Genomic DNA, 15,022 nt, shown 5'->3' with positions numbered 1-15,022 from the left:
AGGTTCGTGATGGCGCGCTATGTCGGAGAGCAGCCCGCCATCACGCCCGAAATCCTGCTGCGCGCCTATGCGGCAGGCATGTTTCCGATGGCGGAATCGGCCGACGATCCGGAGGTCTATTGGGTCCAGCCCAAGATCCGCGGCATCATTCCGCTCGACGAGTTCCACATCTCCAAGAGCCTGGCAAAAAAGCTTCGCCAAAAGCCCTTTGACATCACAATCAACAAGGCCTTCGACAAGGTCATGGAGTTCTGCGCCGAAGCGACCGATGATCGCCCGACGACCTGGATCAACCCGCTGATCCTCACGATCTACAAGGAACTGCATCGCATGGGCTACACTCATTCGGTGGAGGCATGGGAAGGCGAGGAACTGGTCGGCGGTCTCTACGGCGTCTCGCTCGGCTCGGCCTTCTTCGGCGAGAGCATGTTTTCGCGCCGGACCGATGCCTCCAAGATCTGCCTCGTCCATTTGGTGGAACGGCTGAAGGAGCGGAAATTTACGCTCCTAGACACGCAGTTCACCACCGACCACCTCAAGACCTTTGGCGCAGTCGACATTCCGCGCAAGGATTATGAGAAACTGCTGGAAAAGGCGATGCAGGCCGAAGATATCGACTTCGACCCTAGATGATCGATCGCTATTTGTCGCTGCCTTCGAGGAAGAGCGTGCGCTTACCGGATTCTATATCGCGCTTCATCTGGCGAACGACCCTGTAAGTCAAATCGCCGCCAACCTTGATCTTGCCCTCGATGATCCTGCCGCCATCAATGGACATGATCAGCGGTTCGTCTCCCAACCGCACCGTTATCGGCTCGTCACCACGGAGACGATTGAACTCGGCGGCGGCAGCCTCGCTTTCCGGCGTCAGGGTAATCGTGAGCATTGCCTTTTGGTTAGTTGGAAAGATGCTGACCTTCATGGCATCTACGTCAAGCGCCAGCTTCTCCGCCGCGGCTTGGCTTGCAAACAACGAGCCGAGCAACGTGACGAAAAGAAGGGCACCGCGCATGGTCAACTCCGATTGTCGTGGCCCCAATCGCTTCGGGGCAAGATCGGCATCGTTTCACACATTTAGCGTGAACACGTTGCTACCGCGGTATCACTGGCTCTCGGATTTGGTCTCCGACGGCGCCGGTACGTCAGACGACTGCTTGCAGCCTGTGAGCCAAACGTCATAGACCGGGTGATCCACGGCATTAAGGCCGGGCGACGCGGCAAACATCCAGCCTGTGAAGATACGGCGGATCTTGCGGTCGAGCGTGATCTCGTCGACTTCGACGAAGCTCGAGATTTTCTGTGCTTCGGTATCGTCTCTGGAGTAGCAGACCTTGGGTGTTACCTGCAGCGCTCCGAACTGCACGGTCTCATCGATATAGACATCGAAGGACGTCGTTCGACCGGTGATCTTGTCGAGGCCGGAAAAAACGGCCACGGGATTCTTGACTTTCTCCGCCTGTGCCGGAAGCACGACGCCGACAACGGAAATGCCCGCGACGCAGAGCATCAAGGCGGGCCTCGTCAGTCGGGCGAAGAGAGAAGGGATCATTGACGCTGTTTCCGAGGTTGGCCGAATCCGATCCGCCAACCGGTAAGGATCAATTGTGGCCGCAAAAAGCGTCAGCTGCGCGGCGTCCACGCATCATAATCGCCCGTCACACGCGGCCGTTCACCGCTTGATAGCAACGAGCCCTTGGGGCGGTAGGCCGTCGATGTGCCGGTGAGGTTCGGCTTGTGCGCCTTCTCCCATTCATGCGGCTTGTAGTCTTCGCGGCTCGGCGGGGTGCTGGTGCGGTGATGCATCCAGCCATGCCAGCCGGGCGGAATCGCGGACGCTTCGGCATAACCGTTATAGACAACCCAGCGCTTCTGCAGGCCATAGGTCGACATCGGGCCTTCGTAATAGATATTGCCAAACTCGTCTTCGCCGACGCGCTTGCCGTGGCGCCAAGTGAAGAAGCGCGTTCCGATCGTCTGACCGTTCCACCAGGTGAAGAGTTGCAGCAGAAGCTTCATGTCTAGATGGCCTCGAAACAAGGACTGAATGCGCGGAGATTCCGTGAGCTATCGCCTCGCTTATGCCGCGCCCGCCTGCCCTTGTCCAGACAACAATTGACGCAGCGCCGAGGAAATCCCGCTTGCATTCGCCGCATGCGGAAACCATCCTCCTGGTCGGGGTCGAGCCTATCCGTCTCGGGGAGTTTCATGACAGCTTTGATCAGAACCATTTTGGAATGCACCGCCGTTCAGATCCACGACCCCGAAGCCAAACCGCAACTCGAGAATTGATATGAACCTGCTGACGGAAGGTGTCGGGCGGGCGCTCGACGAACTCGGAACGTGCCTCCGCGGCATCGATGAAACCAGGCTCGGCGAATTGGTCGAGTTGATCGCCGTGTCGAAGCGTGTTGTGCTATACGGCTGCGGGCGCGAGAGCCTGATGATGCGGGCACTGTGCATGCGGCTCTATCATTTGGGGCTGGATGTCCACATGGTCGCCGACATGACGACGCCGCCGGTCGGTCCCGGCGATCTTCTGCTGGTCAGCGCCGGTCCGGGCTACCTCTCGACCGTCGAGGCCTTGCTCGCCGTGGCACGCAACGCCGGCGCCAACACCGCCTGCTTCACCGCAGAGCCCGGCTCGCAGGTCACGAAGTCGTCGGATTTCACACTTGTGATCCCGGCCCAAACCATGGCGCGCGACCAGTCGGCCCCGACATCCTTCCTGCCGATGGGCAGCCTCTTTGAAGGCGCGCAGTTCCTGCTTTGCGAGATCTTGGTGATGATGCTGAAAGAGCGCCTTGGCGAAACAGCCGAGAGCATGCGCGCCCGGCACACCAATCTGGAGTGAGATTTCAGGGAAAGCTGAGCGTCTTTTCCATGATCATGGCCGGAATACCCGACTGGTCGGCGCCGCAGTTCTTCGTCCAGCCCACCTCATGGAAGCCGAGACCGGCATAGAAGCGCACCGCGCGCTCATTCTGAGGCTCGACCTCGAGGCGCATCCGCTTGGCGGCCGGGAAGCATGTCTCGACCTCGGCGAAGAGATCACGGCCGATGCCCTGCCCCAGCAGATCCGGCTCGACATAGAGCTGATGCAGATTGACGACGTCGGTTTCATCCTTGTCCATCGCGGCATAGGCCATGCCGCCGATGCTCCTGCCATCATCGGCCACGACGAACTCGGAGTCGGGGCGTGCCAGCCGTTCCTTGAGAGCCGGCACGCCATGCCAGCTCACCGTAAGCTCCGCCACCTTGTCGGCGCCGTAGAGCGCGTCATAGGTCGCATGCCAGCTGCGACCCAACAGGTCTGAGACCTTCTGCAGATCGGCGGGGGAGGCTGAGCGAACGAAGAACACCTCCGTCAGCCTTCGTCGGGCAGGCCGAGCTTGGCCTTGACCAGCGCCTGCACCGCCTGCGGGTTGGCCTTGCCGCCGGTCGACTTCATCACCTGGCCGACGAACCAGCCGGCGAGCGTCGGCTTGGCCAGAGCCTTGGCAACCTGATCGGGATTGGCGGCAATGATCTCGTCTACGGCCTTTTCGATAGCGCCGGTGTCTGTCACCTGCTTCATGCCACGGGCTTCGACGATCTCGGCCGGGTTGCCACCCTCGGTCAAAATGATCTCGAAGAGGTCCTTGGCGATCTTGCCCGAAATCGTGCCGTCCTTGAGCAGATCGAGGATACCACCGAGCTGGTCGGGCGAAACGGGCGTTTCCTCGATCGACTTGCCGGCCTTGTTAAGCGCGCCGAGCAGGTCGTTGATCACCCAGTTGGCGGCACTCTTGCCATCGCGGCCGGCGGTGAGCGCTTCGAAATAGTCGGCGATCGCCTTTTCCGACACCAGCACCGAGGCGTCGTAGATCGTCAGGCCGAGATCACGGACGAAGCGCTCCTTCTTGTCGTCGGGGAGCTCGGCGAGCCCGGCCCGCATCTCCTCGATGAACGCATCGTCGAATTCGAGCGGCAGCAGATCCGGATCGGGGAAATAGCGATAGTCATGCGCATCTTCCTTGGAGCGCATCGAGCGCGTTTCGCCCTTTCCGGCATCGAAGAGACGGGTTTCCTGGTCGATCGAGCCACCGCCTTCGAGAATCGCGATCTGGCGGCGGGCCTCATATTCGATCGCCTGGCCGATGAAGCGAACGGAGTTCATGTTCTTGATTTCGCATCGCGTGCCGAACTCGCCGCCCGGCTTGCGCACGGAGACATTGACGTCGGCGCGCATCGAGCCCTCGTCCATGTTGCCGTCGCAAGTGCCGAGGTAGCGCAGGATGGTGCGCAGCTTGGTGATGTAAGCCTTTGCCTCGTCCGACGAGCGCAGGTCCGGCTTGGAGACGATCTCCATCAGCGCCACGCCCGAACGATTCAGGTCGACGAAGGACAGCGTCGGATGCTGGTCATGCATCGATTTGCCGGCATCCTGCTCGAGATGCAGCCGCTCGATGCCGATCTCGACATCCTCGAACTGGCCCTGGCGGTCCGGCCCGATCGAGATGATCACCTTGCCCTCGCCGACGATCGGATCCTTGTATTGCGAGATCTGATAACCCTGCGGCAGGTCGGGATAAAAATAGTTCTTGCGGTCGAAGACGGACCGCTTGTTGATCTGCGCGTTGAGCCCGAGGCCGGTGCGCACCGCCTGCTTGACACATTCCTCATTGATCACGGGCAGCATGCCGGGCATGGCGGCGTCGACGAGCGAGACATTCGAATTGGCGGGCTTGCCGAATTCCGTTGAAGCGCCCGAAAACAGCTTCGACTTGGAGAGAACCTGGGCATGAACCTCCATGCCGATCACCACTTCCCAATCGCCGGTGGCGCCGGGGATGAAGCGTTTCGGATCGGGGGTGCGGACGTCGACGATGCTCATTGGAGAGTCTTCTCTTCTTCGGTCAGGGAACGAATTGCGGGTTAGACCAATTATCCATCGCGGGCAAGCATTTCAAGGATCGGGTGTACCGGGGGAATGGGCATTAAGGGGTTCTGTTTCAAAAATCTTTCTGCTACGGCTCTTCGTTGAAGTGTAACAAAGAGTTGAAGCCGTTGGGACGTCGAGGCGGAAAATTGCGGGGCACCGCACTTTGCCTGCTGGCTGGCATTGGCCTGGCGGTGACCACACCTCTGCCCGCCTCAGCCTTCGAGATTTTCGGCTGGAAGTTCTTCGAGGGCGACGAGAGCACCGCAGCAGTCTCCGATCCCGTTCGCTACACGCTAACCTTCAACGGCGGAACCGACAAGGATCTCACCGGCACCCTTGAAGATGCATCCGCCCTCGTCCAGGAAAAGGCCGACCCAGTCAACGGCGACTTAGGCCTCGTCATCAAGGCCCGCGACGACCGCGAGCGTTTGCTCGCCGCCCTCTATGAGAACGCCCGCTATGGCGCCGTGGTCAATATAACCGTCGCCGGCACCCCCATTGATGAATTGCCGCCGGTACCCGAGTTTCCACGCGACAAGCCGATTCCCGTGACCGTCGATGTCCAGCCGGGTCCGATTTTCACGGTTGGCACGGTGTCCCTCACCGGTGATGCAACCAAGTTTAACCCCGCGGATTACGGCCTGGAAATCGGTGCGCAGGCCAATTCGACGCTTGTGATCTCTGCCGCCGGCAAGATCGTCGAAGATCTCGAAGCAGAAGGCCGGCCGCTCGCGCATCTGACCGAACGGGGCCTCACTGCGGACCACAAGAATAACACGGTCGACATACGCATCGGCGCCGAGGGCGGGCCTGTCGCCGATGTCGGCGATGTCACTGTATCGGGCACCAAGACGGTCGACCCTGAATTCGTCGAGAAATGGTCGCGGCTCGACCAGCACAAGCGCTATTCACCCGAGGAGGTCAAGGACGCCAACGAGCGACTGCGCAAGCTCGGCGTGTTCTCATCGATCAATATCGTCAAGGCCGACCGGCTGGACCAGAATGGCCAGATCCCGCTCGGCATCCAGGTCTCCGACGGCAAGCAGCGCTATTTCGGGCTGGGTGCGCAGTTCTCCTCGCTCGATGGTTTCGGCCTCCAGGGCTACTGGGGTCACCGCAACCTGTTCGGTGGGGCGGAATCTCTGAAGATCACCGGCTCGGTCTCACGCCTTGGCGAGCAGATGGATTATCGCGAGCTCGACTATCTCGCTTCGGTCGAATTCTCCAAGCCCGGCATATTCGATGCCTATTCCACACTCAATGTCAGCGTCATCGCCCAGCAGGTGAACCCGGAGACTTACCGTTCGACCTCGTTCACCAAGCTCGCCAATATCGGCTATGAACTCAACAAGCAGGACACGGTGACCGGTGGCTTCGACCTTACCTGGAACGAAACCGAGGATTTCCGTGGCACCGCTCAATTCCTGACTTTCTCGCTGCCTGTCGCCTGGACCCGTGATGCGAGCGACAACAAGCTCGATCCGAAGGAAGGCTACCGGCTGCGCCTGACCGGAATTCCGAGCTACGAAATTTTCCGCGGCAATTTCTTCCAGACGATCGACGGTCAGGTCAGCGGCTATACGTCCTTCGGCGAGGACGACCGCGTCACCCTAGCCGGCAAGCTCGCCATCGGCACGCTGTTGATGGCGCCATCGCTCGAAGACGTGCCTGCCACCCGGCGATTCTATCTCGGCGGCGGCGGCACGGTGCGGGGCTATGCCTATCAGGAGATCACGCCGCGCAACCAGGATGGCGATCCGCTCGGCGGCCGTTCTTACATGCTCGCCTCTTTCGAGACGCGCGTGAAAATCACGGACACGGTCGGCGTCGTGCCCTTCATCGATGTCGGTACGGTCTCGTCCCAGACCTATCCCGATTTCAGCGATATCCGCGCCGGCGCCGGCCTCGGCATCCGCTATGCCACACCTTTCGGGCCGCTTCGCCTTGATGTCGCCATGCCTCTCGATCGATATGACGACGGCAGTACCTTCGGCATCTATGCCGGCATCGGACAGTCCTTCTGACGGGAGCTTTGGCGATCAGGACCGCACTCAAATGGATCGGTTGGCTTTTGGCGCGGCTCTTCGCCGTGACCGGCGTGCTTGTGGTGCTGGCAATCGTCGCACTGGTCGTGCTCGGCTATACCGCCAACGGCAACCAGTTTATGGCCGACCAGATCGCGAACCGTGTCTCGACGCCGAACATGCAGATCCGGATCGACGGTGCACGTGGCCTGCTGGTGGGCGATTTCCGCATTGATCGCGTCACGGTCGCTGACACCAAGGGCGCCTTCGCCGAGGTCGAAGACATCGCGCTCGACTGGTCGCCATGGGAGCTACTGACGGGCGAGTTCGACGCCGAGCGCATCGCTGCGGCCAACATCAGGCTCGAACGCCCGCCCGTCCAGACGATCGAAAGTGAACCCTCCGAAGGCTCGTTCAGCCTGCCTGTCGAGATTGATGTCAGACATATCGACCTGCCGAGTCTGGCACTGGGCAAGGACATTCTTGGCAAGCCCGCCGATATCGCACTCACCGGATCGGCAAAGGGTGCCGCCGACCGCATCGCGCTGACCTTCGATGCCAGGCAGAAGGACCAGGCCGGCGCCCACGCCGTCGCCGATCTCGCCTATGCGGTGAACGCCCGGACGCTGAAACTCTCCATGAATGTCAGCGAGCCCAAGGGCGGCCTGCTCGGCACCGTGCTGCAACTGCCCGACAATCCGGCGATCGACATTTCCGTCACAGGGGACGGGCCCCTCGATTCCTGGGTGGGGAAAATCCGCGCCAGTCTCGATGGCCAACAGCGCCTGGCACTCGACGGCAGCCATTTGCGCAATAGCGCAGGCGTACACCAGGTCGTGCTCTCGGGCGGCGGCGCCATCGGTGACCTGTTGCCGCCGGAGTTCCGCGCGCTGTTCGAGGGCGAGAGTGCGATCGACATCGATGCCTCCTTCTCGTCCGATGGCATGCTCGACATCCGCTCCGCGAAACTCGCCAATGCCAGCCTGTCACTCGATATTGGCGGCGCGATCGACCCGAAAGGCGACGCGACGCTGAATGGCAGCCTTCACGCCGCCAACGAGACCGTGCCTTTCCGCTGGCCGCTGGCAGACGGCATGCTCGAAGCGGATATCCGCAATGTGGCGCTAACCGCCTCGGGTCCTTTTCAGTCCGTCGCCTTCGAACTCTCCGCCGATGTCAAACGCGCGGCACTGCCGGCCGGAAATGTCGAGGATGTCGTCTTCCGCGTCGGCAGCGATGGGTTCAATCTTACGACCAGGAGCGGGCAACTCAGCACCGAACTGACCGCCGAAAGCGCCACCTTCGCCGACCCGCAGATCGGCAAGCTGGTTCGTGGTCCGATCAAGCTCACGGCACCGGTCACTCTGACAGCGGCGGATGTCAAGACCGATCCGATCGAGATTTCGAGCGCGGCGATCGGCGGCACTGCGGCCCTTGCCTATGACTTTCAGACCGCGTCCCTCGAACTCGACTTCAAGAGCTTCGTCGCATCATCGGCGCTCCTATCGCCCGATCTCGCCGCCAAGGCCGGCAATACGATCGAGCTGTCCGGCCAACTAACGGGCACACCAGACAATCTCGCCTTCAGCGCCATTCAGCTCACCTCCAAGATCGTTTCGGCAAAAGTCGACGGCACGCTCGCGAGCAACGAGCTGACCGCGTCGCTGACCGGTGACATTCCCTCGCTCGCCGCCTTCAGCAGCGAAGTTGACGGCCCGCTGAGTCTGACGGCGACGGTCACAGGGCCGCTCTCCAACCTCAAGATCGACAGCGCGGCGACGGCGGAGAAGATCGTCGCTGCTGGGCGAACACTCGAAAATGTCGATGTCGTTTTCGGCGGCCAGCTCAATCCTTCAGGGCCCAAGGGTACAATCAAGGCGTCGTTATCACTCGATGGCGCGCAGGTCTCACTCTCAGCCGACGTGACCCGAAGTAAGGATGTCATCGCAATTTCGGCAATCGATGGGAAGATCGGTACCAGCTGGCTCAACGGCAATATCGATCTCGGCCCGGATTTCTTGCCCACCGGCAAACTGAACGCCAAGCTCGCCGATCTCACCACGCTGAGCCGCCTAGCCGGGCAAAGCGTCGAAGGCGACCTCGACCTGACCCTCCACCTCAAGCCCTCTGATGGCAAGCTGACTGCAGTGATCGCCGGCAGCGGCAGCCGAATCACGGCCCAGGGTGCAACCCTGGCATCGCCTACGTTGCGCTTCGAGAGCCCGGACCTGCTCGGTCAGTTGGTGAAGGGAGACTTGAAGGCACAATCGCTCGAAATCGCCGGCAACAAGGTTGAGAACCTGGCGCTGTCGATCGACCACAAGGGTCCGCAGACAGCACTCTCGCTCGACGGCCGGTACGACGGCGCGCCGCTTGCCGTGGCAGCAGATATACAGCGGGGGCCTGCCGGAATCGACGTCATGCTGCGCGACCTGAAGGCAGCGCCCCGTGGGCTGCAGCTGGCGCTCGCCGAGCCGGCTTTCGTCCTGCTCCGCGACGGCAAGACGACTGTCGAGGCACTGCGCATTGCGCTGGGCACCGGAACGGTGACATTGGGCGGCACAGTCGGCGAAACGCTTGATCTCAATGTCGTGGCGGCTGCCCTGCCCGCCAGCCTCGCAAACAGCTTCTCGCCGAGCCTCGATGCCTCAGGCACACTTGACGCCAAGGCGACGATATCGGGGAAGGCCACAGCGCCTGTCATCCGCTACGAATTTAGCGGCAAGTCGCTTGCCGCCGCGCCGCTGACCCAGGCGGGACGCCGCCCGCTCGATCTCGCCGGCAAGGGCACGCTGGAAAACAATCTGCTCACTGCCGAAACGACAATTTCGGGCATCGATGAGGCCGGCGATCTCACGACCAATGCATCTGTTCGCCTCGGCCCGGAAATCCGCATCGAGAAATTCAATCTTGCAAGCGAAGCGCTGACTGGCAACGTCACCGGCAGTTTCCAGCCTGCGTCGCAGGCGCTTCAGGCAACCTTCCAGTTGGACGTGACCGGTAAGCGCCTGCTTCGGCCCGACCTGCAGGCCAAGCTGAAAGCCCCGATCCACCTCATCGGTATGATTGAAGGAACGCCTGACAATCTCACGTTCCGCAACATAAGAATCGCCTCGAATCTCGTCGCCGCAGAGATCTCCGGCACGTTGAAAGCGGGCATGATCGACGCGAGCGTAGCGGGAACTTTCCCCGATCTATCCGCGCTTCAGCCCAATATCGCGGGCGCCGCCAACCTGACTGCAACCGTCTCTGGCCCCATCGCGACCCCCGCAATCAAAGCCGAACTGAACGCCGCCAATGCCACGCTGGCCGGCCGCGCACTCCAGTCGCTGACGGCCAAACTCGACGCCGTGGCCGATCCGAAAGCACCCAAAGGCACGCTGACCGCGACCGGCACACTCGACGGCCAGGTCATCGATATCAGCGGCACCATCACTTCAGAGCAGGGCCTGTTCAAGTTGCCGGCGCTGAAGGCCGTCATCGGCCGCAACAGCCTGACGGCCACCCTCGCGCTCGACAAGGCCTTCCTGCCCGCGGGCGAGATCCAATTCGACCTGCCTGATCTCGGTCTGCTCGCCGCCCTCGTCGGCCAGAAGGCCGAAGGCGACCTCAAGGGCCATGGCCGGGTCGACAATGCCGGCGGCAACCTGAGCGCGATGATCAAGGCGGAAGGCAAAGGCATCCGTGCCGAGGGGCTATCGATCCGCTCGCCATCGGTCGATCTCGACATCCCGGATCTCTTGACCGGGCAGGTCTCCGGTAAGGTGACAGCCGCCGAACTCTCAGCCGGTGCGAATGCGCTGATGGGCCTCGATGCGACCTTCGCACTCGACGGCCCGCGCACGGACTTCACGATTGCCGCGAATTATGATGACGCGCCGCTCAAGCTCAACGGCGCAGTGCTGCGGAACAGCGATGGATTGGAAATCAGTCTCAACCAGTTCTCGGCCGCGCCGCGCAAACTGCCGGTCGCTCTCGCATCGCCGGCCAGCATTCGCATCGCTGATGGCACCACCGATCTCGGCCAGCTCTCGCTAGACATTGCCGGCGCCCGGATCGATGTTTCCGGCACCGTGTCCGACAGTCTGAACCTCAAGATCGATGCACCCGCCCTTCCTGCGGCGCTCGCCAACGTCGCCGCAGTCGACCTGGACGCGTCAGGCACCTTCGACGCCCATGCTATCGTCACCGGGACGTCGGCCAATCCGATCGCCGACTTCACCATCGACGGCGAACAACTGACCGCCCGGCAACTCCGTGACGCCGGCCGCGATCCGCTCGACATCAAGGCCAGCGGCCGCTTCGAGAACAACGAGCTGTCGGTCAAGGCTGATATTGCAGGCATAAAGGAACTGGGACCCTCGCAAATCACCGCCAATGTCGCTCTGAAGGACGGCGCGATTGCCATCGATGAAGTGGCGCTGACGTCTTCCGTACTCACGGCGCGCGGCGATGCCGTGCTCAAGGGTGACACGCTTGACCTCCGCCTCGCCGGCGATATCGTCGATCTCACCGCCTTCCTGCCCCAGGCCAAAGGCGGGGCGACCTTCCTGATCGAAGCCGACGGTCCGCTCGCGGCATTGCCGCTCAAGATCAGACTCGAAGCCGAAAATGCCGTGATGGCCGGCAAGACCCTGACCCGCATAGTCGTCGATGCGACGGCCACCGCCGATCCGGGAAAGCCGACTGCCAAGCTGACGGCGACGGGGGAGATCGACGGCCAGACCATCGATGTGAGCGCCGAGGTCGTCCCCGACCAGGGACGTGTTTCGATCCCTGCGATCAAGGCCAATGTCGGTCGCAACTCGATCAGCGGCGCCATTAAACTCACGACCGCCAATCTGCCGACCGGAAAGCTCAGCTTCGACCTGCCCGACATCGGCCTGCTGGCGGCGCTCGGCGGCCAGGTCGCCGATGGCCAGTTGAAGGGCTCGGTCGATCTGACCGAGGTCGATGGCAAGATCAGCGCCGCAATCAAGGCCGATGGCGAAGGCGTCACCTCACAGGGCATCAAGGTCGGCAAACCTGAGATCGACCTGCAGATCCCGGATCTGCTGAGCGGGCAGATATCCGGCACTGTTATCGCAGCCGACATCGTCTCTGGCGCCAACCGCCTCGCCGATCTCAATGCCCGTTTCACCCGCGACGGCCCGACGACGGACTTCGACGTCAAGGGCAGTTATGACGGCGCCCCGCTCACGGTCGCCGGCGCGCTTGAAACCAAGGCTGAAGGCATGGTCGTCACGCTCAACCAGTTCTCGGCCAGCCCGCGCAAGATCCCCGTCAAACTGTCGGCTCCCGTCACGATCACGACGGGCGGCGATGGCGCCGAGATCAAGGCGCTCAAGATCGCCACCGGCAAGGGCTCGATCACAATCGACGGCGTCGCGGGCGACAAGCTCGACCTGAAGATCAAGGTCGCAGCCCTGCCCGCCAGTCTTGCCAATACTTTCGCCAGCGGCCTCGATGCCTCGGGAACCATCGCCGCGGATGTGACGGTGGCGGGCTCATCGACCAATCCTGAGGTCAACTTCACCGCCAACTGGCAGAATGCGCTGACCAGCCAAATTCGCACGGCCGGCCTCTCGGCTGTGACCGTCAACGCCAAGGGAAGGCTGGTGGGCACGCGGCTGTCGATCGACACCAATGTCCGCGGCAGCGGCGGGCTGACGCTGAATGCCAATGGCACGGTCGATACTGGCGGCAGCCAGGCCTTGAACCTGTCCGTCAAGGGCCAGTTGCCCTTCGCTGCCATTGCCAGCCAGCTGGCCACCCAGGGCCTCGCGCTTAAGGGCAACGCCAATTTCGACCTCAAGATCGGCGGCAGTACGGCGCGGCCGAACATCTCCGGCCGCATTACCACAGCCGACAGCCAGTTCATCGCCATCCGGCAGAATTTGATCGTCAACAATGTCGCGGCGACGGTGAATCTCTCCGGCCAGACGGCAACCATTGCAAGCCTCTCGGGCAATCTGCAGGGCGGCGGCAAGATCAGCGGCTCCGGCACCGTCGGCTTCGCGCCTGGCTCCGGCCTTCCGGCAGACCTCAAGATCAAGCTCGATCGTGCCACCTATGCCGACGGCCGCGTCGTGGTCGCCAAGGTCAGCGGCGACCTGACCGTCACCGGACCCTTGCAACGCGGCCCGGTCCTCGGCGGTACGATCCGGTTGCGGCGCGCCGATGTCACCATTCCCGAGCGCCTGCCCTCCTCTCTCGCCAACGCCAATGTGAAGCACAAGAACACCCCGGCCGACGTCGCAAAGCAGGCCAAAGAAATCCGCGCCGACACGACCGCGACTGCCGACAAGGACAAGGGAGGCGGCATGCGCCTCGACCTCAAGATCATCGCCCCGCGCCAGATCTTCGTCCGCGGTCGCGGGCTTGACGCCGAGCTCGGCGGCGAGGTTCGCATCGTCGGCTCTTCCAGCGCGCCGAACGTCTCCGGCGGCTTCAAGATGAACCGTGGGCGGCTCGCCATCATCGGCAAGCGGCTCGACTTCACCACCGGCGAAATCACCTTCGGCGGCGGACTGGTGCCCTCTCTCAACATGGTGGCCTCGACGACGGTCAATGCGACGACCCTCAATGTCAATGTCACCGGCCTCGCCAACAATCCCGCCTTCAGCTTCACGTCATCTCCGGCTCTGCCGCAGGACGAGGTGCTGGCGCAACTGATCTTCGGCCGCGAATCCTCGAGCCTCTCGCCTTTTCAGATCGCCCAGCTCGCCGATGCCGTCGCGACGCTCTCCGGCGGTCAGCGCACCTCGCTGTTCAACAAGCTCAGGCAGGGTCTCGGCGTCGACGACCTCAATGTCGGCACCGACGAGAATGGCGGCGCGCAGGTGACCGCCGGCAAATACATCAACCGCCGCACCTATGTCGAAGTCATGCAGGGAGAAGATCCCAGCAAGTCCGGCGTCGCGATCAATCTCGATATCGGCAAGGGCGTGAAGCTGCGCGGCCAGGCCACCCAGGATGGCGGCACGGCGACCGGCATCTTCTTCGAAAAAGAGTACTGACGCCTTCGCGCCACAGCCATCACCCCAACGCCACCCGGGTGATTGACCCTCCGGCGCGCTCTGTCTTATACAGGGCGCATCTATGGAGTGTTGATGTCTCGTCTGTCTGAGATTGTCTGAAGGACCCTGCCCGCGACCAGTTTTCGCGCGCAGCGGTAGCAATTGAAACCCGGCCGCCTCGGCGTCCGGACACGTTTTATTGCGCCCATCGGGCAATTTCCCGGACTTCATCAAAAATGGATATCACACGCGCTGAACAGCGCATTCTTCACCTGCTCGCCCAGGGCGGCTGGATCGAACACAAACACTCCACGACGGCCAAAGTGTCAGATGTCACGTGCTTCACGCGCGACGGCTGGGTCTATCCCGGCCTCGACCTGACACTCTTCCGCAAGCTCAAGAGCCTGAAAGCGATCTCGTCATCGTCAGGAAGACCCTACCGCATCACCAGCCGCGGGCTGCAGCTGGTGCGTTCACAGCTCAACAACCGTTGAGCTGGAGAGTCATGGGCGGCATAAACTGCCCATGACGCCCTCCCGTGGGATCGGGCCTAGATCGGCCGTTCGAGCAAGATTCGGGGCAGCGGCAGGCCGAGCGTCTCGGACATTTTCACGCCCCGCCAGGTTTCGCGGAACCCCTGCCGGACATAGAGGTCGAGCGCCCTGAGATTGGCTTGCGCCACCTCGATCCGAGCTCTCGCGAGCCCGTCGGCGCGCATGCGATTCATCAGTTCGTTGAGAATAGCGGAACCGACGCCGCGGCCCTGCGTGTCCGGGCTCACCCAGAGATCGGAGATGTAGTCGAGTTCTCCGCCAGCACCAGGCTTCTCGTAGTTATCCCGCGCACCCCAGCCCGTTACCGCGCCATCGATCACGCAAACAACGACGTCGCATTGCGGATTCTTGACCCAGTCCTTGAGCCAGGACCGCGCCCGCGCTTCGACCGCCGGGTCGAACCATTCCTGGTAAAGTCGATTGGCGAGCCAGGAATTGTATCCAATATCCGCAACGCCCGTCCGGTCCGCGTCAGTCATGGTCCGGAACAGTCGTTGCGTCATG

At 62.2% G+C, this 15,022-nt stretch carries 11 protein-coding genes; 5 read left to right on the top strand and 6 right to left on the bottom strand.

Going from position 1 to position 15,022, the window contains the following annotated elements; translation table 11 throughout:
* The first annotated feature begins 9 nt into the window (after positions 1-9).
* Positions 10-633, top strand: a complete 624-nt coding sequence (gene aat / locus AC2YI2_RS09680) for a leucyl/phenylalanyl-tRNA--protein transferase (protein WP_487386254.1) — start codon at positions 10-12, stop codon at positions 631-633.
* A gap of 7 nt (positions 634-640) precedes the next feature.
* Here the strand turns inward: aat and AC2YI2_RS09675 are convergent, their stop codons facing one another.
* From AC2YI2_RS09675 to AC2YI2_RS09665, 3 genes are all read right to left on the bottom strand, one after another.
* Positions 641-1,012 (bottom strand): hypothetical protein, encoded by a 372-nt coding sequence (locus AC2YI2_RS09675; protein ID WP_487386253.1) that lies wholly within the window; start codon positions 1,010-1,012, stop codon positions 641-643.
* Between the two features lie 90 nt (positions 1,013-1,102).
* Complete coding sequence (locus AC2YI2_RS09670; RefSeq protein ID WP_487386359.1) at positions 1,103-1,507, bottom strand: DUF2155 domain-containing protein; 405 nt, start codon at positions 1,505-1,507, stop codon at positions 1,103-1,105.
* Positions 1,508-1,620: 113 nt separating this feature from the next.
* A complete protein-coding gene (locus tag AC2YI2_RS09665; RefSeq protein WP_487386252.1) occupies positions 1,621-2,016 on the bottom strand; it encodes an NADH:ubiquinone oxidoreductase subunit NDUFA12 in 396 nt (131 codons plus the stop codon).
* Between the two features lie 274 nt (positions 2,017-2,290).
* Between AC2YI2_RS09665 and AC2YI2_RS09660 the strand changes: the two genes are divergently transcribed.
* Positions 2,291-2,851, top strand: coding sequence for an SIS domain-containing protein (locus AC2YI2_RS09660; protein WP_487386251.1), 561 nt, complete (start codon positions 2,291-2,293; stop codon positions 2,849-2,851).
* A 4-nt stretch (positions 2,852-2,855) separates the two neighbouring features.
* On the opposite strand, the gene AC2YI2_RS09655 is transcribed toward AC2YI2_RS09660, so the two are convergent.
* Together AC2YI2_RS09655 and gatB are read right to left on the bottom strand one after the other, a co-directional pair.
* Positions 2,856-3,359, bottom strand: coding sequence for a GNAT family N-acetyltransferase (locus AC2YI2_RS09655; protein WP_487386250.1), 504 nt, complete (start codon positions 3,357-3,359; stop codon positions 2,856-2,858).
* Between the two features lie 5 nt (positions 3,360-3,364).
* On the bottom strand, positions 3,365-4,873 hold the full coding sequence (gatB, locus tag AC2YI2_RS09650) for an Asp-tRNA(Asn)/Glu-tRNA(Gln) amidotransferase subunit GatB (protein ID WP_487386249.1): 1,509 nt from the start codon (positions 4,871-4,873) through the stop codon (positions 3,365-3,367).
* A gap of 194 nt (positions 4,874-5,067) precedes the next feature.
* On the opposite strand from gatB, the gene AC2YI2_RS09645 reads away from it, so the two are divergent.
* The 3 genes from AC2YI2_RS09645 (at position 5,068) to AC2YI2_RS09635 (ending at position 14,458) form a co-directional block, all read left to right on the top strand.
* Positions 5,068-6,945: an autotransporter assembly complex protein TamA gene (locus tag AC2YI2_RS09645; protein ID WP_487386248.1), complete on the top strand. Its 1,878-nt coding sequence runs from the start codon at positions 5,068-5,070 to the stop codon at positions 6,943-6,945.
* An 8-nt stretch (positions 6,946-6,953) separates the two neighbouring features.
* Entirely contained in the window at positions 6,954-13,964 is a 7,011-nt protein-coding gene (locus AC2YI2_RS09640) for a translocation/assembly module TamB domain-containing protein (RefSeq protein WP_487386247.1), read from the top strand.
* A 236-nt stretch (positions 13,965-14,200) separates the two neighbouring features.
* Positions 14,201-14,458 (top strand): YjhX family toxin, encoded by a 258-nt coding sequence (locus AC2YI2_RS09635; RefSeq protein WP_487386246.1) that lies wholly within the window; start codon positions 14,201-14,203, stop codon positions 14,456-14,458.
* A 56-nt stretch (positions 14,459-14,514) separates the two neighbouring features.
* Here the strand turns inward: AC2YI2_RS09635 and AC2YI2_RS09630 are convergent, their stop codons facing one another.
* Positions 14,515-15,021: an N-acetyltransferase family protein gene (locus AC2YI2_RS09630; protein WP_487386245.1), complete on the bottom strand. Its 507-nt coding sequence runs from the start codon at positions 15,019-15,021 to the stop codon at positions 14,515-14,517.
* Position 15,022: the final 1 nt, after the last annotated feature.

It is taken from the genome of Rhizobium sp. SRI_017 (genome assembly GCF_057586295.1).
The sequence above is the reverse complement of the archived record's forward strand: the minus strand, read 5'-3'. Positions and strand labels throughout refer to the sequence as shown.